The organism is Rhodoferax sp. RT4P68, from assembly GCF_056521305.1.
This window is the reverse complement of the sequence record NZ_JBWMBB010000005.1, coordinates 141095-160085: the sequence shown is the minus strand read 5'-3', so window position 1 is coordinate 160085 and position 18991 is coordinate 141095. Positions and strand designations below refer to the sequence as shown.

The window sequence follows — 18991 nt, the reverse complement described above, 5'->3', positions numbered from 1 at the left end:
TCCGGTGCCCGCAGAACCAGGAGTACCCCGTGATCATCGAGAACCAACGTGATGTGACAGCGGCCGTGCTGGCCGAACTTCAGCGCGCCACCGATCCGCGCTTCAAGGACATCATGACCGCCGCCGTCACGCATCTGCATGGCTTCGTGCGCGATGCGAAGCTGACCGAGGCGGAGTTCCACCAGGCCTGCAGCATCGTTGCCAAGCTGGGGCAGCTGACGACGGCCTCGCACAACGAGGTCGTGCTGATCGCCGGCTCCCTTGGCGTGTCCGCCCTGGTGTGCCTGCTCAACAACGGCGACGACGGCCAGAGCGAGACCACCGCCAACCTGATGGGCCCGTTCTGGCGCATGGACTCACCACGCACGGCGAGCGGCGGCTCCATCGTCCGGTCACCGACGCCGGGCGATCCCGTGTTCGTGACCGCCTGGGTGCGGGACCGTGCAGGCCGGCCGGTGGCCGATGCCGAGGTCGACGTCTGGCATGCATCGTCCGAGGGCTTCTACGAGAACCAGGACCCGGGCCAGGCGGACATGAACCTGCGCGGCAAGTTCATGACGGACGCGTCGGGCCGCATCGCATTTCGCAGCGTCAAGCCGGTGGGCTACCCGATCCCGCTGAGCGGCCCGGTCGGCGCATTGCTGAGGGCACAGGGCCGGCACAACATGCGGCCGGCCCACATCCACTTCATGATCTACAAGCCGGGCTTCAAGACGCAGTTCGCGCAGGTCTATTCCAGCGACGACCCGAACCTCCACACCGATGTGCAGTTCGGCGTCACCAAAGCGCTGGTCGGCCAGTATGTGCTGCACTCCGGCGAGCCTGCGCCGGCGCCGGATGTGCGAGGCGCCTGGTACACGCTGGAGCACCGTTTCGTGATCGAGCCGGGCGAAGCGCGGTTGCCCAAGCCCCCGATCACCGGCAAGGCCGATGGCGACCGGCCCGCCCTGGCGGTGCTGCGCCGGACAGAGATCAGTCCTCCAGCACCCGCACCTTGACGCTCTTGCCCTTGATGCGCCCGGCGTTCAGCCGGCGCACGGCCTCGTGGGCCAGTTGGCGCTCCACGGCCACATAGGTCGAGAACTCGTTCACGTCGATCTTGCCGATCTGCTCGCGTGTGAAGCCGGCCTCGCCGGTCAGCGCGCCCAGCACGTCGCCGGCGCGGATCTTCTCCTTGCGCCCGCCCAGGATCTGCAGCGTCGCCATCGGCGGCAGCGCCGGCGGCTGGCCGTCGTCCTGCAAGGCCGAGAGCTTGGTCCACACCGTCGGCTGGCCTTGCTGCTGCTCGATGCGGCCGACGCGTCCCATCTCGTCCATGCTGGCCAGGTTCAGCGCCAGGCCCTTCTCGCCCGCGCGGCCGGTGCGGCCGATGCGGTGGATGTGCACCTCGGCGTCCGGCGTCACCTCCACATTGACCACGGCCGACAGGCGCGTGATGTCCAGCCCGCGCGCGGCCACATCGGTGGCCACCAGCACCGTGGCGCTGCGGTTGGCAAAGCGCACCAGCACCTGGTCGCGCTCGACCTGCTCCAGCTCGCCATACAGCGCCAGCGCCGCGAAGCCGTGGCCGCGCAGCACGGCCAAGAGGTCGCGGCACTGCTGCTTGGTGTTGCAAAAGGCTAGCGCGCTGTCGGGCTTGTGGTGGCGCAGCAGGCGCACCACGGCGTCGAGCCGGTCGCCTTCCTTCACCTCGTACCAGTGCTGTGTGATGTGGCTCACGTCCTGCTGTGCGTCGATCTTGACCGTGAGCGGGTCGCGCAGGAACTGCTTGGCCAGCTGGGCGATTCCCTCGGGGTAAGTGGCCGAGAACAGCAGCGTCTGGCGCTCGCTGGGGCACTGCTTGGCGACCTTCACGATGTCGTCATTGAAGCCCATGTCCAGCATGCGGTCGGCCTCGTCCAGCACCAGCGTGCGCAGGCCTTCGAGCTGCAGGTGGCCGCGGTCCAGGTGGTCCATCACGCGGCCGGGGGTGCCGACCACGATGTGCGCGCCGTGCGCCAGGCTGGCTGTCTGGTTGCGCAGCGGCACGCCGCCGCACAGCGTCACGGTCTTGATGTTGTCCTGCGCGCGGGCCAGGCGCCGCAGCTCCTGCGTGACCTGGTCGGCCAGCTCGCGCGTGGGGCACAGCACCAGCGCCTGGACGCCGAAGAAGCGCGGGTTCAGCCCCGCCAGCAGCGCCAGGCCGAAGGCGGCCGTCTTGCCGCTGCCGGTGGCGGCCTGGGCGATCAGGTCGCGGCCGGCCAGCGCTGGCGGCAGGCTGGCGGCCTGGATCGGCGTCATGCGGTCAAAGCCCAGCTGGGCGAGGTTGGCGAGGGTGGCCGCGTCGAGCGGCAACCGGGCGAACGCGAGGTTCGCGGGATTTGAATCAGACATAGCGCGATTGTCCGGGTTGGTCATGCCAACAAGCGCACGGATTGCGGCGCAAAATCGCGAACTGGCACCGATATCAGTGATTGCATCGGCGTTTCCAGGGGCGCAAGGCCTTCCAGAATGCCGCGAAAGGACACCGCATGGATCTGCAGTACCAGTTGAAGGCCGGCAGCTACTACCTCTACGACCTGACCTCGCCGCCCAGCGAGTTCACCGGCGAGCACAAGCTCAAGCTCAAGACCGACACCGTGGCGATCGCCTTCGACGCGAGCACCGGGCACCTGCACCAGCACGGCAGCCCGCCCCGCATCCAGTCCTGGGCCAACACGGCGCGGCGACGCCTGCGGGCCGCCGGCGCGCAGGACAGCGCCAACGACATCGTCGTCGTCTCTGGCCCGCTGCCGGTGGACGAGATCAACAAGTGCCTGGCCATCACCGGCTACTGCCGGCGCCTGTTTGCCAGGCTGGGCAGCCTGCCGCACGGCAAGTTCGTCGGCGCGCGCGCCTGAGGCAGCCGCACTACCTGGTTCTTCCAGAAGCGTCCGGCCGCCCGCCGGTCCGGTCCCAGGCTTCCGGGTTGGGCCACCTTCGGGAATGGGGACAGGTGGGCCAGGCTCGCCAACGACCCGGCCGCACTAGCGTTGCCTGGGGTCAGGCCTGGCCTGTTCCTCGGACGGAAACCCTTCACCCTTCCTGCGCTACCATTCTTACCTCACGTAAGGAGTTCACATGGCGATGGCAACGATGACCAGCAAAGGGCAGATCACGGTTCCGCAGGCCGTGCGCGAATCGCTTGGCTTGCGGCCAGGCGCCAAGGTCGATTTCGTGCCCATGCAAGAGGGCTTCCGCTTGGTGGCGGTGCGGCGCGATGTCGCCACGCTCAAGGGGCGCTTTGCCGGGCGCGTGGCGCGTCCGGTCAGTCTGGCGGAGATGGACGAGGCGATCGCGCAAGGCGGTGCAGCACGGTCCGCACTGCCGAGGCAACGCAAGTCTTGAGTGCCATGGTGGGTCTTGATACCAACGTGCTGGTGCGGTACCTCGCCCAGGACGATGCCAAGCAGGCTGCAGCGGCGACGCGGCTGATCGAGAGCGAACTGAGCGACCGTGTGCCCGGCTACCTGACTGTCGTCGTAGTGGTCGAGCTGTGCTGGGTGCTTCAGCGGCTTTACGCCGCCAGCGCAGCCGAAGTCGCGCAGGCCATCGACGACATGCTGGCGATGCCGGTGTTCGTGTTCCAGGAGCGCGAGGCCGTGCAGGCTGCGGTCCGCAGCGTACGTACGCGGGGCGGCTCGCGGTTAGGACTTTCCGACGTGCTGATCACCGAGCTGGCCACGCGCGTTGGCTGTGTTCGGGTGATGAGTTTCGACAAGAATGCGGTGCGCTCGGCTGGCATGACGCTCTTGGTGTGAGCGAACTCGCGCATCAACTCGCGCAGTACCTGCGATGCCGGCCGATCAGTGCCAGCACGCGCGCCACGCATCAGCCTCGTCTTGGTGCATCGCCTTGTCCGCGTTTCATCAATGGCAGTGAGCCAGAACACTCCTCACAGTCTCCAATCGTTGCCCTGAAACGGCCTGTCACGTACCGGCCACGCGGGGCACAGCATCTGCACGACCTCCATCAGGCTCAACCACTCCGCGATAGGGTCGATCCCGGAATCGTTGGCCAGCGGCGGCTGAAACGCGACACCCGCTTCGCGCGCCAGCACCATGCCCGCATCGGCGTCGCTGCGCGCAGGTTCGCCTTTGGCTGCCGTGCTATCGGAGGAGTTCATCCAGCAATTCCAGTTTGTCGAACAAGGTGAAGTACTCACGCAACTCGGCCATGTCGAGCGAGGCGATATGCCGTTGCATGAGGGCTCGAATGTCGTCCAGGTCGCGCGTGCGCGTCGCGTCGTTCACGAATCCTTGCAACTTGAAGCCAATGAGCCCTTCGACGCTGATGACACGCAGGCGGCCCATGGGCGTTTCCCGTGTCTGCGCACCAGCCAGCAGGCGGCGCGCCAGGGGGCGGTGCGCGTACAGCAGATCCAGCCCCTCTGTGCCCCGCACATAGTTGGCGGCGTTCTCACTGCGGTACAGGCACTGGTAGCCCAGTTCCAACAGCGCGTCATGCACCTGGTCCGCCGCTTCGGCCTGGACCAAAAAATCCACGTCCTGCGTCGCGCGCACCACCTGATGCGCCGCCACCGCCAAGCCTCCGATCAAGGCGGGCTCCGTGCCGCTGCGTGCGAACATGGCCAGCGCTTCACGGATTTGATCGGCCAAGTTGGGCATGTTTGCAGGGGGGCAAGAGTAGGCGTTCGCACCATTGTGTCCATGAACCGCCCGCTTGCGCTGGCGCCTGCGCCTGAGGGCGTTCGGCCGTCGTCCGGGGCGGTGAAGGGCGGCGCCTAAAATCGCGTCCACCATGCGTTCCCCTGTCCTTGCCTTTTTCCTCGCCATCGCCATGGCCTGGATGGGCCTGGCGGCGCAGAGCCAGGCGGCCTGGGTCACCTCGGCCAGCCTCGCTGAACAAGCGAAGGCCGCGCAACTGGGCCAGCCACAACCGGGCATTGCCACCAGCGTCGAGCGCAGTGGCTCCCTTGGCGACCACCACCTGGACGATCTGCCGATCCAACTGCTGGCCGACCTGATCGGCCTGTTGCGCCAGCCCTGCGCCGCTGGTGCGGCCGGCCTGCCGTTGCGCCCGCAAGCGACGCTGGCCGAGGCCGGGCCACCGCCTTATTTGGCCGGGCTGCGCCGCCCGCCCATCGCGCGCGCCTGATCTGCCCGGCGGGCCGTTCATCGGCCGCCCCCCGTCGTCTCGATCCCTGCCCGCTGGGGCCCGGCGCGCTGCAACCGCAGCACGCCGCATTGTTTTGCTCACCCACTTTGGAAGCCTTGTGGAAATACTTGTTTTGTCGGCCCTGATCATGATCAACGGCCTGTTCGCGATGTCTGAGATCGCCTTGGTGACCGCGCGCCGTGCGCGTCTGCAGAAGCTCGTGGAAGAGGGCGACGCGGCCGCCGCGGCCGCCATCAAGCTGGGCGAAGACCCGACGCGCTTCCTGTCGACCATCCAGATCGGCATCACCTCCATCGGCGTGCTGAACGGCATCGTGGGCGAGGCTGCACTGGCCGCGCCGCTGGCCGCCTGGCTGGCCGAGCTGGGGGTGCCCGCGCCCTACAGCGGCTATGGCGCCACCGGCCTGGTGGTGCTGCTGATCACCTACTTCTCCATCGTCGTCGGCGAGCTGGTGCCCAAGCGCCTGGGCCAGACGCACCCGGAAATGCTGGCGCGGCTGGTGGCGCGCCCGATCGAATGGCTGGCCGTGGCCACCAAGCCCTTCGTGCGGCTGCTGACCATCTCCACCCATTTCCTGCTGCGCATGCTGGGCGTGAAAGACGGCAACCCCAACCCGATCACGGCCGAAGAGATCCACGCCATGCTGGCCGAGGGCACGAAGGACGGCGTCATCGAATCGCACGAGCACGACATGGTGCGCAACGTGTTCCGCCTGGACGACCGGCAGATCGTCTCGCTGATGGTGCCGCGCGGCGATGTCGCCACGCTGGACGTGGAACTTTCGTTCGAGGAGAACCTGCAGCGCATCGAGGACAGCGACCACGGGCGCTTTCCAGTCGTGCGCGGTGGCTTGGGCGAGGTGCTGGGCATCCTCAACGCGCGCCAATGGCTGTCGCGCGCGCTGCGCGGTGGCCCGCGCGACCTGACGCTTGAGAAGCTCCAGGAGCCGCTGTATGTGCCCGAGACGCTGACCGGCATGGAACTGCTGGACAACTTCCGATCCACCGACATGCAGATGGCGTTTGTGATCGACGAGTACGGCGAGGTGCAGGGCATCGTCACGCTGCAGGATCTGATCGAGGCCATCACCGGTGAATTCCAGCCGCGCGACCCGCAGACCTCCTGGGCCGTGCAGCGCGAGGACGGCAGCTGGCTGCTGGACGGCCACATCCCCGTGCCTGAGCTGAAGGACCGTCTGAACCTGGCGAGCGTCCCCGAGGAGGAACGCGGCCGCTACCACACGCTGTCGGGCATGCTGATGCTGCTGTCCGGCCGCGTGCCCAAGGTGGCCGATACCGCCGAGTGGGAAGGCTGGCGCCTGGAGATCGTCGACATGGACGGCAAGACCATCGACAAGGTGCTGGCCCAGCGGCTGGACATCGCAGCCGACCCGGCCGCCGTGATGGCGGCCGAGCCCGAGGCGCGGGCCTGAGCGGCCCGGCGCCGCCTGCCGTCAGAAGTCCATCAGGCTCAGTCCCACGCTGAGCACCGTGCGCTTGCGGTTGTAGTCGATCAGGCTGTCGCCATAGCCGTGGAACAGCTGGGTGTGCAGCCGCAGGCCGCTGCGCAGCCAGCCCTCGCCCTGCGGACCCAGCGCGCGCAGCCATTCCACGCGCACCGAGCCCTTGCTGCCGCCCTTGAGCGGGTGGCGCAGCGTGACGTTCAGGTTGTCGCGGTTGTTGATCGTCCAGCCGCCGGTGATCTCGCCGCGGCCGACGAAATCGGTGATGTCCGCGTTGTCGTCGCTCTCGGCGCGCTCGTGCAGGCGGTGCCAGATGCGGCCGGTCAGGCGAAAGCGGTCGTCCTTCTCGAAGCCGGCCATCAGGTAGACGCGGTTCCAGCTGCGCGAGAGTGGCAGCGACTGGCCATTGGACTGGTGCACCAGCCCGAGGCCGGTGTAGCGCATGCGCCAGCCGCCCGGCAGTTTGGCGTCCGTCGGGTAGACGTAGATCAGCTCGGGCTCATGGTCAGTGGATCGGAACGGGCGTGACAGCTGCGGCGTGAACACCTGCCAGTAGGATTGCTGCGAATACCCCAGCCACAGCGAATCGACGTGCGAGCCTTCGCTCGGCGTCAGCAGGCCCTGGGCCAGTTTGGTGCGGATCGACAGCTGGATCCGCGCCTCGGTGCGCCGGTAGTCGTAGATCTCGGTCGACTGGTTTTCCGGGTTGGGCGAGGTGGGCGAGGCGTTGGTGCTGCTGGAGCGCGCCATCGACAGGCTGATCGGCCGGTAGCCGCGCAGGCCAAAGACTCCGCAGTCGGTGCCCGATTCGAGTTCCCACTCGCGCGACAGCACCGAGTAGCGCGTGTCGTGGCAGCGCTCCACCACCGGCGCCTCGGGCTTGGCCAGTGGCGCCACGTCGACCACCGCCGTGGTGGCGGTGGTGGTGGCGGCCTCGGGCGTGCGCGTGGCGCTGGCGGCGTTCGCGCGCGCGGCAGCACGGGCGTTCACGGCGGCAGCTTCGGCGGCCTGCTGCGTGGCCCACTGGTCAAAGCACTGCAGCCGCGCGTCGGTGGCCGGCAAGGCAGTGCACGCCTGCCAGGACGCAGGGCCGACGGGCGTCGGCTGCGCCTGGGCCGGCAACGCGCTCCACAGGCTCGCGCCCAGGCCGGCGGTGAACGCCAGGCGCCGGGCTGCGGAACTGGAGCAAGGGATGGGGAGGGGGCTGCGCCGGGTGGGCTCGCTCGACATCGGGAATCCTAAAAGTTGGTGTTCTGGGTCGCGGATCATGTCATTGCCAGCCACCTTGTCGGCGCAGGACAAAGTCGCGTCTTGCGCCGGTGTCGGCATCGGTCCACACGCCGCTGATCTGCTTGCCGCAGGCGCCGCCGACCACGCGGCCGATCCAGTTGGCCGAGATGCGGCGGCCGTCGCGCGATTCTTCGAGCGTGAAGTCGCCGTCGTCCACGTCGCCGGCCACCAGCGCCGTGAAGCCGTCGCGCTCGACCTGGCCACGCACGCTCTCTGCCAGCTCGGGGTGGCGTTCGAGCTGCAGCACCGCGGCCGTCTGGCCGGTCGCATCGGACCAGCTGGCGCGCCAGGCGCCGTACAGGTGCACGGCGCGCACCTCGTGGGGGGCGGGGCAGGCGGCGGGGGTGTCCTGGGCCGAGGCGCAGACCGCTGCGAACGCCAGCAGGCCGGGTGCAAGGTAGTGGCGGGCGTTCATCGGCGGGCGGCCTGGTGCTGACTGTCCCCGCCCCGCGCCAGGGTTCTCGGCAGCTCGGCATCGTTCATGGCGAATTCCTCACAGGCACTCGCATCGTGACTCAGGCCACACCGGCCGCGCCGGCGACCTTCTTGGCGAACTCGGCCCGCAGTGCGCGCAGCTTCTCGCGCGGGTCTTCCTTCGCGGTGGTCTGGTCCAGCCCCATCTCGGCGATGAAGCGGCTGGGCAGCGTGGCGACCATCTCGCGGCCCTTCTTGCGCTTGCGGGTCCAGCTGACGGCCAGCGTGCGCTGGGCGCGCGTGATGCCCACATACATCAGCCGGCGCTCTTCCTGCAGGCGCTGCGTGGTCTCGTCGCTGACCACCTGCTGGCGGCCGTTGTCGTCGTCCAGCTTGAAGGGCAGCATGCCCTCGTTGACGCCGACCAGCATCACATGTGGCCACTCCAGCCCTTTGGAGGCGTGCAGCGTGGACAGCGTCACCACGTCCTGGTCCTTCTCGCGCTCACTGATGGTGGACAGCAGCGACACCGTCTGCGCCACCTCCATCAGCGACTTGGTCTCGGCCGTGTTGTTCACACCGGCTGCATCGTCGATCTGCCCGCCGCAGCGCGCCGACATCCAGTCCACGAAGTCCATCACGTTGGTCCAGCGCGTGGCGGCTACCTGCTCGCTCTCTTCGCCGTCGTACAGGTGCTGCTCGTAGCCGATCTCCTTCAACCACTCCAGCATGAAGGCGCGCGCATCCTCGGCGCCGATCGTGCGGCGCGCGCGGTATTCCAGGTCGTTCACGTACCGGCCGAACTCCTGCAGGCTCTCGAAAGCGCGGCGCGGCAACGCGCTTTCCAGCGACGACGAAAACAGCGACTCGAACAACGAGAGTTTGTACTGCGTGCCATACACACCCAGCTGCCCCAGCGTGGTGTGGCCGATGCCGCGCTTGGGCGTGGTGATGGCGCGCAGAAAGGCCGGGTCGTCGTCGTTGTTGACCCACAGGCGGAACCACGCGCACAAGTCCTTGATCTCCGCGCGGTCGAAGAAGCTCTGCCCCCCCGACACCTTGTAGGCCATCTGCGCCTTGCGCAGCGCCTTCTCGAACGGCTTGGCCTGGTGGTTGGCGCGATAGAGCACCGCGAAATGGCGGAACTCCTGGTGTTGCGAATTCGCCCGCAGCGACTGGATGCGCGCCACCACGCGCTCGGCCTCGTGCTCCTCGTTGTCGGCATCCACTACGCGCACGGGCTCGCCCTCGCCCAGCTCGGAGAACAGCGTCTTGGGAAACAGCTTGGGGTTCGGCCCGATCACGTTGTTGGCCGCACGCAGGATGGCGCTGGTGGAGCGGTAGTTCTGCTCCAGCTTGATCACCTTGAGCTGCGGGTAATCGACCGGCAGGCGCTTCAGGTTGTCCAGCGTGGCGCCGCGCCAACCGTAGATGGATTGGTCGTCGTCACCCACCGCCGTGAAGCGGGCGCGTTCGCCGACCAGCAGCTTCAAGACCTCGTACTGCGTGGCGTTGGTGTCCTGGTACTCGTCGACCAGCACATGGCCCAGCACCTCGTTCCACTTGGTGCGCACGTCGGCGTGGTCGCGCAGCAGGCGCAGCGGCATGCCGATCAGGTCGTCGAAATCCACGCTCTGGTAGGCCGTCAGCCGCTCCTCGTAGCGCGCCATGATGCGGGCAGTGATGCGCTCGTTGTCGTCCACCGCCTGCGCCTCGGCCTGGGCGGCCGACAGGCCCATGTTCTTCCACCTGCTGATGGTCCACTGCCAGATGCGGGCTGTGGCCGCGTCGGTCGTGCCGCCGGCGTCCTTCAGGATCGAGGTCACGTCGTCGGTGTCCAGGATGCTGAACTGGGGTTTGAGCCCCACGCGGTGCCCGTCCTCGCGCACCATGCGCACGCCCAGCGCGTGGAAGGTGCAAATCACCACGTCCTTGGCGGCGCGGCCGATCAGCTGCTTGGCGCGCTCGCGCATCTCGGCGGCGGCCTTGTTTGTGAAGGTGATGGCGGCAATGCGCTTGCCCGGCAGGCCGGCCTGGATCAGTGCGCCGATCTTCTGGGTGATCACGCGCGTCTTGCCCGAGCCGGCGCCGGCCAGCACGAGGCAAGGCCCGTGCATGTAGTTCACGGCCTCCTGTTGGGCGGCGTTGAGTCCTGCGGACATGGGCAATGTTGGTGTTGGCCCGGGCGGGGCAACGGGCTGGTGGCCCGCCATCGCCGAAAGCGGGCGGATCATACCGGCCACATTGTTTCAAGAAGTTTGCCTTCGACGCAAAGTACTTGCTCGTGATGGGATCGAATGGATAAAGTGAAGGCACAAGATAAACAACTGGTACTGGATATGAGATCTTTCTCGTTGAGCATCGGTCGCCGCCTGTACCTGTTGTCGTTCGTGCTGGCCCTGGCACTGGCGGGCGTGGCCTGGTTTGCGCAGGACGCGATGGGCGTGGTGTCGACCTCAGCCTCCAGCACCGAAAGCACCCGCGTGCCGCAGTTGCAGCGCATGGCCCAGCTCGAACTGAACGTGACCCGCGTGTCCCTGCAACTGCGCCACGCCATGCTGTCGCGCAATCCGGCCGAGCAGGGCGCTGCCATCGCCGATGTCGGCGAGAAGCGCAAGCACATCGACCAGGCCTTCACCGACTACGCCAGTGTCAGCACCGCCCAGGACAGCGACGAAGTCAAGACGATCCAGGGCCTGATGGCTGGCTTCTGGCAAGCAGGTGAGGCCAATCTGCGTCTGATCCAGGAGGACCGAAAGTCCGAGGCGTTCGCCTATCTGGTCGACCGCACCATCCCGGCGCGCAACCAGCTGCTCACCGCGCTGGCCAACGCCGTGCAGGCGCAGGAGCGCGGGCTGCGTGAAGACCTTGCCAAGATCCGCGCCAAGGCTGCGCTCACGCTGCGGGTGCTGGTGGCGATGGTGCTGGCCGCCATTGCTGGCCTGCTGCTGTTTGCCTGGTACATCTCCAGAGTTCTGCGGCACCGGGTGGCCTTTTCGTGCACCATGGCCGAGCGCGTGCGCGACGGCCACCTGAGCCAGGGCGTGACCGACCGGGAACACGACGAGTTCACACCCCTGCTGGCGGCGCTGGGCGACATGCGTACCGCGCTGGGCCGCGTGGTGTCCGACGTGCGCGGCATCGCCGTCAGTGTGCAGAGCGCCAGCGCCGAGATTGCGCAGGGCAACTCCGACCTGAGCGGGCGGACCGAAGAGCAGGCCAGCACCCTGCAGCACACCGCCAGCGCGATGGAGCAGCTCAACGCCACGGTGCGCCAGAACGCGGAGAGTGCCCAGCGCGCCAACGAGTTGGCCCAGGGCGCGCGGGCGGTGGCGAGCCAGGGGGGCGCTGTCGTGAGCGAGGTGGTACAGACCATGCAGGGCATCACCGAGAGCTCGCGCCAGATTGGGGACATCGTGGGTGTCATCGACAGCATCGCCTTTCAGACCAACATCCTGGCGCTGAACGCGGCGGTCGAGGCCGCGCGCGCCGGCGAACAGGGGCGGGGCTTCGCCGTGGTGGCCTCCGAGGTGCGCAGCCTGGCCAGCCGCTCTGCCACCGCCGCCAGGGAGATCAAGACGCTGATCGCGGCCAGCGTGGGGCGCGTGGAGCAGGGGACGGTGCTGGCTGATCGAGCCGGCGCGACCATGCAGGAGATCGTCGGCTCCATCCAGCGCGTGACCGACATCATGGGCGAGATCAGCCGCGCCAGCGTGGAGCAGAGCGATGGCGTCTCGCAGATCGGGCAGGCTGTCACGCGCATCGACCAGGCCACACAGCAGAATGCGGCGCTGGTCGAGCAGAGCGCGGCGGCAGCGGCCAGCCTGAGCGCGCAGGCGCAGAACCTGGTGCAGTCCATGTCCGTGTTCAAGCTGGACAACGCGGCGGGGCCGCGGCTGCTGTCCGCTGCGTGACGCGTGGCGGGTGACGGGTGACGGGTGACGGTGACGGTGACGGTGACGGCGTGACGTCGTAGCGGACGGTCGGCCTTTTTGCGACGCAGCCGCTACGGCATGGCGGCGTGCGGCTGGCGCGCCGGCCAAGGCCCCGGCAACACAGACAATCGCCGGCATGTTGCCCCCACGCTCATCGCTTCGCGTACCGCTGGCCCCCGAGGGCGCCCCTCACCGCCTTGGGGCGGCCGGGCGGCGTTGAGATGCTCGCCATCCTTGCCGTCACCTTCCCCTTCTTCGCGCTGGTGCTGGCCGGTTACCTGGCCGCCCGGCGCCGCCTGCTGCCGCTGGAGGCCATTGCCGGCCTGAACGGCTTCGTGCTGTTCTTCGCGCTGCCCTGCCTGCTGTACCGCTTCGGCGCCAACACACCGCTGGCCCTGCTGCTGGACGCCGGCGTGGCGGTCGTCTACCTGGTCTGCGGGCTGGTGATGGTGGGTTTCATCGTGGCCGCCAGCCTGAACCGGCGCGTGCGCTGGAACGATGCCGCCTTCGGTGCGCTCGTCGGCGCGTTTCCGAACACCGGCTTCATGGGCGTGCCCCTGCTGGTGGCGCTGCTGGGCCAGGCCGCGGCCGGCCCGGTGCTGGTCACGCTGCTGGTGGACATGCTGGTCATCTCCTCGCTGTGCATCGCGCTGTCGCGGCTGGACGGCGCAGGCAGTGCCGGCGCGCGCACGGCCGCCCGCAAGGCGCTGCAGGGCGTGGCGCTGAACCCGCTGCCCTGGGCCATCGTGCTGGGCATGGCCAGCCAGGCACTGGGCCTGGCGCTGTGGAAGCCGCTGGGCGACACGCTGGACCTGCTGGCCGATGCCGCCTCGCCCGTGGCGCTGTTCACCATCGGCGCCGTGCTGGCGCGCTCACAGATTCTGGCCGCGCGCGGCGACCACGCTGCACCACCATTGCGCGACGTGCTGCCGGTGGCCGCGGCCAAACTGGTGGTGCACCCGCTTCTGGTGCTGCTGGTGGGCGCGGTGGCCATGCGCCTGGGCCTGCCGCTCACGCCCTTTGCGCTGACCACCATGGCGCTGGCGGCGGCACTGCCGAGCGCCAGCAACGTCGCGCTGCTGGCCGAGCGCTTCGGTGCCGACACCGGCCGCATCGCGCGCATCATCCTGTGGTCGACGGGCGCTGCCTTCTTCACGTTCTCCGGCGCGGTGGCCCTGCTGCAGGAGTGAGTCGCGCGAGCGCTTACGCGGTCGGCACCGCCTGGCCGACGGTTGCTGAAGGCGGCGCGTCGGGCTGGGGCTGCGTGCCGATCTCAGCCCACTGCGGCGCCGTGGCCCGCAGTGTGTCCATCAGGTCACGGGCCATGGCTTCGAGCAGGCGCACTTCGCGCTGTGTCAGCTCGCGCGGCGTGTTGTCCAGCAGGCACAGCGTTCCCAGCACGTGGCCGCCGGCATCGCGCAGCGGTGCGCCGGCATAAAAGCGCAGCCCGCGTGTCTGCAGCGCCGGGTTGCTGGCAAAGCGCATGTCGCGCGCGATGTCGGGCACCACCAGCGTCTGCGCATTGGCCACCACATGGCCGCACATCGACGCGGCGCGCGGCAGCTGCAGATCGGCGCCGCGCACCGGCCCCGCTGCGCTCTGCAGGGCACCGTGCGCGCCGGGCACCTGCTGCTGGTCTTGGTCGATCAGCGAGACCATGGCCATGGGCACGTCGAAGATGTCGGCCGCCCGCTGCGCCGCTGCATCGAACAGCAGCTGCGCACGCGGGTCCAGCGCACCGCTGGCGTGCAGCGCGGCCAGGCGCTGTGCGTCGGCTTCGGGCACTACGGCGGGCATGTAGCCTTCGGCCAGGTCGGCGCCCAGCAGCGCGGCGATGCGCACCGCCGCCTCGCCGATGGACGTCACCACCGCATCCGCGCCTAGCGTCTGCAGCGCCGATTCGCCCAGCAGCTCGGCCGGCGCGTTCCACAGCCCCAGCACGATGCGCACACCGGGCCAGCGGCGCCGCAGCCGGCGGCAGAAATGCCGGGCCTGCACGGTCGGCTCGGGGCTGAGGTAGGACAGGCAGACCACGCGCGCCTGCGCCAGGTCCAGCGCGGCGATGCTGTCTGACGTCACGGCGCCTGCGGGGCGGAAGTCGGCCGCCAGGTTCTCGCGCGACAGGGCGTGCGCCAGCATGCGTGCGGCCAGCGTGTCCACCTCCCACTTGCCGCCCACGCAGACCACTTGGGCACTTTCCAGCGGCTGCGGGTCAGGGTGTTGCTCGCGCAGCTCATCGATCAGGGCGTCCATGCCCGTCACCACGCGCAGCCGGTGTTCGGCGGTGGCCACGCTGGCGTGGTCGCTGGAGGCCATGCGCAGCACGGGCAGACCGGTCTCGCCATAGAAGGCGATGAGCCGGCCATCGTCGTCCACCTGGTCGGCAGCCAGCTCGATGGCTTCTTCGACATCGCCGGCGATCAGCCGCTGGTAGATGCGCGTCGGCGTATCCAACGCCGGCGCGCTGCCCAGCAGCACGTCCAGAAAGCGCAGGCGCGGCAGGTGCCGCCCGATCACCAGCAGGCACACCGTCAGCGGCGTCGACATGATCAACCCGACCGGCCCCCACAGCGCCGTCCAGAAGGTGGCGGCCACCATCAGCGACATGGCCGACAGCCCGGTACTGGCGCCATACAGCCAGGGCTCGACCACGTTGTTGCTGAGCAGCTCCAGCGCCACGATGAGCGCCAGCGTCCACAGCACCATGCTCCAGCCCGGGTCCACGGCGAACGCCAGGCCGAGCGGGAAGATGGCCGACACCATCGGCCCGATGTAGGGCACGAAGCGCATCACGGCCGCCACGGCGCCCCACAGAATCGCCCCCGGCACGCCGATGATCCACAGCCCTGCAGCCATCGGCACGCCGTAGGTGAGGTTGACGATGAGCTGCATCGTCAGGTACTTGCTGATGCGGTGCCCGGCCTCGTCCATCGCATCGGTCGAGCGGTGCAGGCTGCCGCCCCACAGGCGCAGCAGCCGGTCGCGCAGGTCGAGCCGGTCGAGCAGCGTCAGCACCACGAACACCAGCACGATGCCGGTATTGGCCAGGGTGCCGCTGCTGGCGTTGAGCCACGCCAAGGCTTGTTGGAAGGCAGACGGGGGGCGCGCGACCAGTTCGACGCGTTGGGGCGGCCGCGTGGCCGCGGCCGGGGCCGAGCCGGGCGGCTCCAGTGCCGGCGATGTCTGTTCGACTTCGGTCTTCAGCGTGTCGAAGGTCTTGACCACGCCGTCGAACATGCCCGGTGTGCTGGCACTGGTCCGCAGGTCACGCAGCTTGGTGAGGATGTTGCTTTGGTAGGTGGGCAGCTGGGCACTCAGCGCGCTCACCTGGTTGCCCAGGAACAGACCGGCCAGCCCGAGGCTGGCCAGCGCGGCCATGACCACGATCAGCACCGCCACCGCGCGCGGCAAGCCCCAGCGCTTCAGGCGCACCACCAGTGGGTCCAGCACGAAGCCGAGCAGGAAGGCCAACGCCAGCGGCATCAGGATGTTGCGGCCGAAGTACAGCGCCGCGATGATGACGCTGCCCGTCACCAGGCTGACCATCAGCTTCAGCTCGGGCACCAGCGCCGTCAATGCCGCCAGCGATGGCGCCGCAGGCGCAAACGACAGGCCAGCAGGCTGCAGCCGGTCACCGCCATCGGCCTCTCGCGCAAGCCGCGGCTGCACACGCGCCTGCGCCTGGGGAGAGCGGGTGTCCACGGGGTGGCTGATGCGAGAGGGAGCGGGTGAGCGCTGCGCCGCAGTCAGCGGCGCTTCTTGCGCTTGGGCGCGGCCGCCGTGAAGGGCGCGGTCCACAGGGCCATCAGGTCCTGCGTGGACTGCGTCGCCGCCGTGCGGCTGGCCCGTTTGACCTGCGCGCTGGCCTGCCCGCGCGCCGTGCCGGCAGCCTTGTTCGCTGCCGAGTTGGCAGCGCTGAGCCACATGCTCATGAACGGGTTCTTCTTCAGCCAGGGGTTGGACATGGGACGCTCCAGTAAGGGTGAGCCATGGTCGCGCGGATCGCGCTGGCGGGCTGTGCAGGCGGGCCGGGACCGGCTGTCAGCCGAGGCGCCGTGCCGTCGCCCGTCTAGCTTCCGGGGCGCCCGCCTACATGCACTGGCGCCTGTGCATGACAACGCGCGGGCCGCGCCTGCGCACAATCATCCAAGCATTTTTTTGGGGGCGTTCCGAGTCGTGGCGCACCCATCTGCCAGACCGACTCTCCCATTCCCCTGACCGCCATGAAGCTCTTCCACTGCACCAACTGCGGCAATCGCGTCTTCTTCGAAAACCAGCGCTGCGAGGTGTGCGGCAGCATGCTGGCCTTCTCCACCGAGGAGCGCGAGATGCTGGCGTTCCAGGTCTCGCCCGAGGGCGTGTGGGCGCGCGCCGGCACCCCCGGCCCGGCCTACCGGCCCTGCATCAACACCGCTGAAGGCGTGTGCAACTGGCTGGTGCCGGCCGAGCATCCGCACCAGCACTGCGTATCGTGCCGCACCACGCACACCATCCCGGCCCTCAGCAAGCCGGAGAACCGTCTGTACTGGGCGCAGCTGGAACTGGCCAAGCGCCGCCTGTTCTTCACGCTGCTGCAGCTGGGCCTGCCCGTGCCGAACAAGGTCGACGACCCGGCCAACGGCCTGTCGTTCGAATTTCTGGAAGAGATGAGCCAGGATGTGCGCGTGCTGACCGGGCACGACGAGGGCGTCATCACGCTGAACATCGCCGAGGCCGACGACGCGCGACGCGAGCAGATCCGCCTGTCCATGCGCGAGCCCTACCGCACGCTGCTGGGGCACTTCCGCCATGAGATCGGCCACTACTACTGGGACCGCTTGATCCGCGATACGGCGTGGATAGACGAGTGCCGCGCGCTGTTCGGTGACGAGACCATCGACTATGCACAGGCGCTGCAGAAGCACTATGCCAATCCGCCGGCCGACTGGCCGCTGCACTACATCAGCGTCTACGCCAGCTCACACGCGTGGGAAGACTGGGCCGAGAGCTGGGCGCACTACCTGCACATGGTCGATGGCCTGGAGACGGCCGCGTCCTGGGGCCTGCACCTGGCCAATTCCATCCCGAACGGCCCCGAACTGACGGCGCAGCCGCTGGACCCGGAGGCCGCCGACATCAGCGCCACCGTCATCGAGGCGTGGCTGCCGGTCTCGCAGTTCATTAACGCCATGGACCGCAGCCTGGGCACGCAGGACAGCTACCCCTTCATCGTGGTGCCGTCGGTCGTGGCCAAGCTGAACTTCATCCACCGCGTGGTGCAGGCCGCGCGGCGTGGCGAGGCGCCCATGAACTTCCAGATGCAGCACGCGGCGGCAGTGCAGAGCGCGCCCGGTGCGTCGGTGGAACCGGCGCCGGTGGCCGCGCCGGCGTTGCAGTCTGGCGGCGCCCCGGTGCCCGACGCGCCGCCCGTCCAAGAGCCTGTGCCGCAGATGGCCGTGCAGCCGCCCATGCAGAGCTCGCTGGCGCCGCAGTCGGCCTGACGGCCGGGGCCGCTAGGGCGCCATCAGGCGCCGTACCAGATCGACGTCCGGGTAGCCGTCGGCCGGCAGGCCCATGCTGCGCTGCCAGCCGCGGATGGCAGCGCGTGTCGCCGGCCCCATGACACCGTCGGGCGTGCCACTGGTGAAACCGCGCGCATTCAGCGTGGTCTGCAGTTCGCGCAGTTGGGCGCGCGAAAGCGGCTGCAGGTCGCGCGGCCATGCCGCCACCACGCCCGGCCCACCCGTGAGCTTCTGCGCCAGAAGGCCCACCGCCAGCGCATAGCTCGTGGAATTGTTGTAGCGCAGGATGGCGCGGAAATTCGGCCCCACGAGGAAGGCCGGGCCGCGTGCGCCGGCCGGCAGCAGGACGGCGGCCTGGGTCAACGCGGGCAGGGGCGCACCGTCCACGCCACGCAAGCCCTCGCTGCCCCACTGCGCACTGCTCTGGCGCAACGATTCGTCGGCCCGGCCGACGTCGAAGCCGGGCGGCAGCTGCACCTCGACCCCCCAGGGCTGGCCGGGCTGCCAGCCCGAGCGCGCGAGGAAGTGCGCGGTCGAGTGCATCACGTCGGCCATGCTGCCCCAGATGTCGCGCCGGCCATCGCCATCGGCGTCCACCGCGTAGGCCAGGAAGTTGGACGGCAGGAACTGCGTCTGCCCCATGGCACCGGCCCACGAACCAACCATCTGTGCACGCGCGATGTCGCCGTTCTGCAGGATCTTCAGCGCCGCCAGCAGCTGGCCGCGGGCCCAGTCTTCGCGTCGGCCTTCGAAGCCCAGCGTGGCCAGCGCGTCGATGGTCGGGATGCCACCGGTGTGCGTGCCGTAGTTGCTCTCCATGCCCCAGATCGCCGCGAGGATGCCCACCGGCACGCCGTAGCGTGCGGACGCGGCATCGGCCTCGGCGCGCACGCGCAGCAGTTGGTCTTGCCCACGCAGCACGCGCTGTGGCGAGACGGCCGAGTCCAGGTAGTCCCACACGGTGCGCGTGAACTCGGGCTGGGCGCGGTCGGAATCCACCACGCGGGGCAGGTACTGCACGCCATCGAAGGCCTGGTGCAGCGTGGCGTCGGCAATGCCGGCAGCGCGGGCCTGCTGCTGGAAGTCGGCGATCCAGCGGGCGAAGTCCTGCGCCGTCGTGTCCGGGGTCGTGGGCGACGCGGTGGCGGGTGCCGGTGTCGTTGCCGTTGCCGTTGCCGTTGCCGGCATGGGTACAGGTGGCGGTGTCGATGTCGTCGTGGCTGGCGATGACG

18 protein-coding genes are annotated in these 18991 nt (G+C 68.9%); 9 read left to right on the top strand and 9 right to left on the bottom strand.

Going from position 1 to position 18991, the window contains the following annotated elements; all coding sequences use genetic code 11:
- The first annotated feature begins 29 nt into the window (after window positions 1–29).
- Entirely contained in the window at window positions 30–998 is a 969-nt protein-coding gene (locus tag AC099J_RS12660; RefSeq protein ID WP_479615613.1) for a dioxygenase family protein, read from the top strand.
- Here the strand turns inward: AC099J_RS12660 and dbpA are convergent.
- Complete coding sequence (gene dbpA / locus AC099J_RS12655) at window positions 973–2397, bottom strand: ATP-dependent RNA helicase DbpA (protein WP_479615612.1); 1425 nt, start codon at window positions 2395–2397, stop codon at window positions 973–975. The genes AC099J_RS12660 and dbpA overlap by 26 nt on opposite strands.
- A gap of 113 nt (window positions 2398–2510) precedes the next feature.
- Between dbpA and AC099J_RS12650 the strand changes: the two genes are divergently transcribed.
- From AC099J_RS12650 to AC099J_RS12640, 3 genes are all read left to right on the top strand, one after another.
- Window positions 2511–2879, top strand: a complete 369-nt coding sequence (locus AC099J_RS12650) for a hypothetical protein (RefSeq protein WP_479615611.1) — start codon at window positions 2511–2513, stop codon at window positions 2877–2879.
- A gap of 220 nt (window positions 2880–3099) precedes the next feature.
- Window positions 3100–3366 carry an AbrB/MazE/SpoVT family DNA-binding domain-containing protein gene (locus tag AC099J_RS12645; protein WP_479615610.1) on the top strand — a complete coding sequence of 89 codons (267 nt, stop codon included), beginning with the start codon at window positions 3100–3102 and terminating at the stop codon, window positions 3364–3366.
- A gap of 5 nt (window positions 3367–3371) precedes the next feature.
- The gene (locus AC099J_RS12640) at window positions 3372–3779 is read left to right on the top strand and encodes a PIN domain-containing protein (protein ID WP_479615609.1); all 408 of its coding nucleotides are present in this window, start codon (window positions 3372–3374) and stop codon (window positions 3777–3779) included.
- Window positions 3780–3913: 134 nt separating this feature from the next.
- Here the strand turns inward: AC099J_RS12640 and AC099J_RS12635 are convergent, their stop codons facing one another.
- Together AC099J_RS12635 and AC099J_RS12630 are read right to left on the bottom strand one after the other, a co-directional pair.
- On the bottom strand, window positions 3914–4144 hold the full coding sequence (locus tag AC099J_RS12635; RefSeq protein WP_479615608.1) for a hypothetical protein: 231 nt from the start codon (window positions 4142–4144) through the stop codon (window positions 3914–3916).
- Window positions 4128–4646, bottom strand: coding sequence for a nucleotidyltransferase family protein (locus AC099J_RS12630; RefSeq protein WP_479615914.1), 519 nt, complete (start codon window positions 4644–4646; stop codon window positions 4128–4130). Before AC099J_RS12630 ends, AC099J_RS12635 begins: the two co-directional genes overlap by 17 nt.
- Before the next feature lie 133 nt (window positions 4647–4779).
- On the opposite strand from AC099J_RS12630, the gene AC099J_RS12625 reads away from it, so the two are divergent.
- Together AC099J_RS12625 and AC099J_RS12620 are read left to right on the top strand one after the other, a co-directional pair.
- Window positions 4780–5136, top strand: coding sequence for a hypothetical protein (locus tag AC099J_RS12625; RefSeq protein ID WP_479615607.1), 357 nt, complete (start codon window positions 4780–4782; stop codon window positions 5134–5136).
- Window positions 5137–5254: 118 nt separating this feature from the next.
- Complete coding sequence (locus AC099J_RS12620) at window positions 5255–6589, top strand: hemolysin family protein (RefSeq protein WP_479615606.1); 1335 nt, start codon at window positions 5255–5257, stop codon at window positions 6587–6589.
- 21 nt (window positions 6590–6610) lie between these two features.
- On the opposite strand, the gene AC099J_RS12615 is transcribed toward AC099J_RS12620, so the two are convergent.
- The 3 genes from AC099J_RS12615 to AC099J_RS12605 form a co-directional block, all read right to left on the bottom strand.
- The gene (locus tag AC099J_RS12615) at window positions 6611–7849 is read right to left on the bottom strand and encodes a phospholipase A (RefSeq protein WP_479615605.1); all 1239 of its coding nucleotides are present in this window, start codon (window positions 7847–7849) and stop codon (window positions 6611–6613) included.
- A gap of 40 nt (window positions 7850–7889) precedes the next feature.
- Complete coding sequence (locus AC099J_RS12610) at window positions 7890–8324, bottom strand: hypothetical protein (RefSeq protein ID WP_479615604.1); 435 nt, start codon at window positions 8322–8324, stop codon at window positions 7890–7892.
- A gap of 100 nt (window positions 8325–8424) precedes the next feature.
- On the bottom strand, window positions 8425–10485 hold the full coding sequence (locus AC099J_RS12605) for a UvrD-helicase domain-containing protein (protein ID WP_479615603.1): 2061 nt from the start codon (window positions 10483–10485) through the stop codon (window positions 8425–8427).
- Between the two features lie 177 nt (window positions 10486–10662).
- Here AC099J_RS12605 and AC099J_RS12600 point away from each other — a divergent pair, with 177 nt between their 5' ends.
- Window positions 10663–12237 (top strand): methyl-accepting chemotaxis protein, encoded by a 1575-nt coding sequence (locus AC099J_RS12600; protein WP_479615602.1) that lies wholly within the window; start codon window positions 10663–10665, stop codon window positions 12235–12237.
- 242 nt (window positions 12238–12479) lie between these two features.
- On the top strand, window positions 12480–13448 hold the full coding sequence (locus AC099J_RS12595) for an AEC family transporter (protein ID WP_479615601.1): 969 nt from the start codon (window positions 12480–12482) through the stop codon (window positions 13446–13448).
- Window positions 13449–13461: 13 nt separating this feature from the next.
- Here the strand turns inward: AC099J_RS12595 and AC099J_RS12590 are convergent, their stop codons facing one another.
- The gene (locus AC099J_RS12590) at window positions 13462–15960 is read right to left on the bottom strand and encodes an AI-2E family transporter (protein ID WP_479615600.1); all 2499 of its coding nucleotides are present in this window, start codon (window positions 15958–15960) and stop codon (window positions 13462–13464) included.
- Window positions 15961–16004: 44 nt separating this feature from the next.
- Window positions 16005–16223: a hypothetical protein gene (locus tag AC099J_RS12585; RefSeq protein ID WP_479615599.1), complete on the bottom strand. Its 219-nt coding sequence runs from the start codon at window positions 16221–16223 to the stop codon at window positions 16005–16007.
- A gap of 258 nt (window positions 16224–16481) precedes the next feature.
- On the opposite strand from AC099J_RS12585, the gene AC099J_RS12580 reads away from it, so the two are divergent.
- Window positions 16482–17738: a zinc-binding metallopeptidase family protein gene (locus tag AC099J_RS12580; RefSeq protein WP_479615598.1), complete on the top strand. Its 1257-nt coding sequence runs from the start codon at window positions 16482–16484 to the stop codon at window positions 17736–17738.
- Window positions 17739–17750: 12 nt separating this feature from the next.
- On the opposite strand, the gene AC099J_RS12575 is transcribed toward AC099J_RS12580, so the two are convergent.
- The gene (locus AC099J_RS12575; RefSeq protein ID WP_479615597.1) at window positions 17751–18947 is read right to left on the bottom strand and encodes a lytic murein transglycosylase; all 1197 of its coding nucleotides are present in this window, start codon (window positions 18945–18947) and stop codon (window positions 17751–17753) included.
- Between the last annotated feature and the right edge of the window lie 44 nt (window positions 18948–18991).

Bases quoted from the DNA above. Each gene is read 5' to 3' on its own strand.
- dbpA (WP_479615612.1), bottom strand. From the start codon at position 2,397: ATGACCAACCCGGACAATCGCGCTATGTCTGATTCAAATCCCGCGAAC.
- AC099J_RS12650 (WP_479615611.1), top strand. From the start codon at position 2,511: ATGGATCTGCAGTACCAGTTGAAGGCCGGCAGCTACTACCTCTACGAC.
- AC099J_RS12645 (WP_479615610.1), top strand. From the start codon at position 3,100: ATGGCGATGGCAACGATGACCAGCAAAGGGCAGATCACGGTTCCGCAG.
- AC099J_RS12640 (WP_479615609.1), top strand. From the start codon at position 3,372: ATGGTGGGTCTTGATACCAACGTGCTGGTGCGGTACCTCGCCCAGGAC.
- AC099J_RS12635 (WP_479615608.1), bottom strand. From the start codon at position 4,144: ATGAACTCCTCCGATAGCACGGCAGCCAAAGGCGAACCTGCGCGCAGC.
- AC099J_RS12630 (WP_479615914.1), bottom strand. From the start codon at position 4,646: ATGCCCAACTTGGCCGATCAAATCCGTGAAGCGCTGGCCATGTTCGCA.
- AC099J_RS12625 (WP_479615607.1), top strand. From the start codon at position 4,780: ATGCGTTCCCCTGTCCTTGCCTTTTTCCTCGCCATCGCCATGGCCTGG.
- AC099J_RS12615 (WP_479615605.1), bottom strand. From the start codon at position 7,849: ATGTCGAGCGAGCCCACCCGGCGCAGCCCCCTCCCCATCCCTTGCTCC.
- AC099J_RS12610 (WP_479615604.1), bottom strand. From the start codon at position 8,324: ATGAACGCCCGCCACTACCTTGCACCCGGCCTGCTGGCGTTCGCAGCG.
- AC099J_RS12605 (WP_479615603.1), bottom strand. From the start codon at position 10,485: ATGTCCGCAGGACTCAACGCCGCCCAACAGGAGGCCGTGAACTACATG.
- AC099J_RS12600 (WP_479615602.1), top strand. From the start codon at position 10,663: ATGAGATCTTTCTCGTTGAGCATCGGTCGCCGCCTGTACCTGTTGTCG.
- AC099J_RS12595 (WP_479615601.1), top strand. From the start codon at position 12,480: ATGCTCGCCATCCTTGCCGTCACCTTCCCCTTCTTCGCGCTGGTGCTG.
- AC099J_RS12585 (WP_479615599.1), bottom strand. From the start codon at position 16,223: ATGTCCAACCCCTGGCTGAAGAAGAACCCGTTCATGAGCATGTGGCTC.
- AC099J_RS12580 (WP_479615598.1), top strand. From the start codon at position 16,482: ATGAAGCTCTTCCACTGCACCAACTGCGGCAATCGCGTCTTCTTCGAA.
- AC099J_RS12575 (WP_479615597.1), bottom strand. From the start codon at position 18,947: ATGCCGGCAACGGCAACGGCAACGGCAACGACACCGGCACCCGCCACC.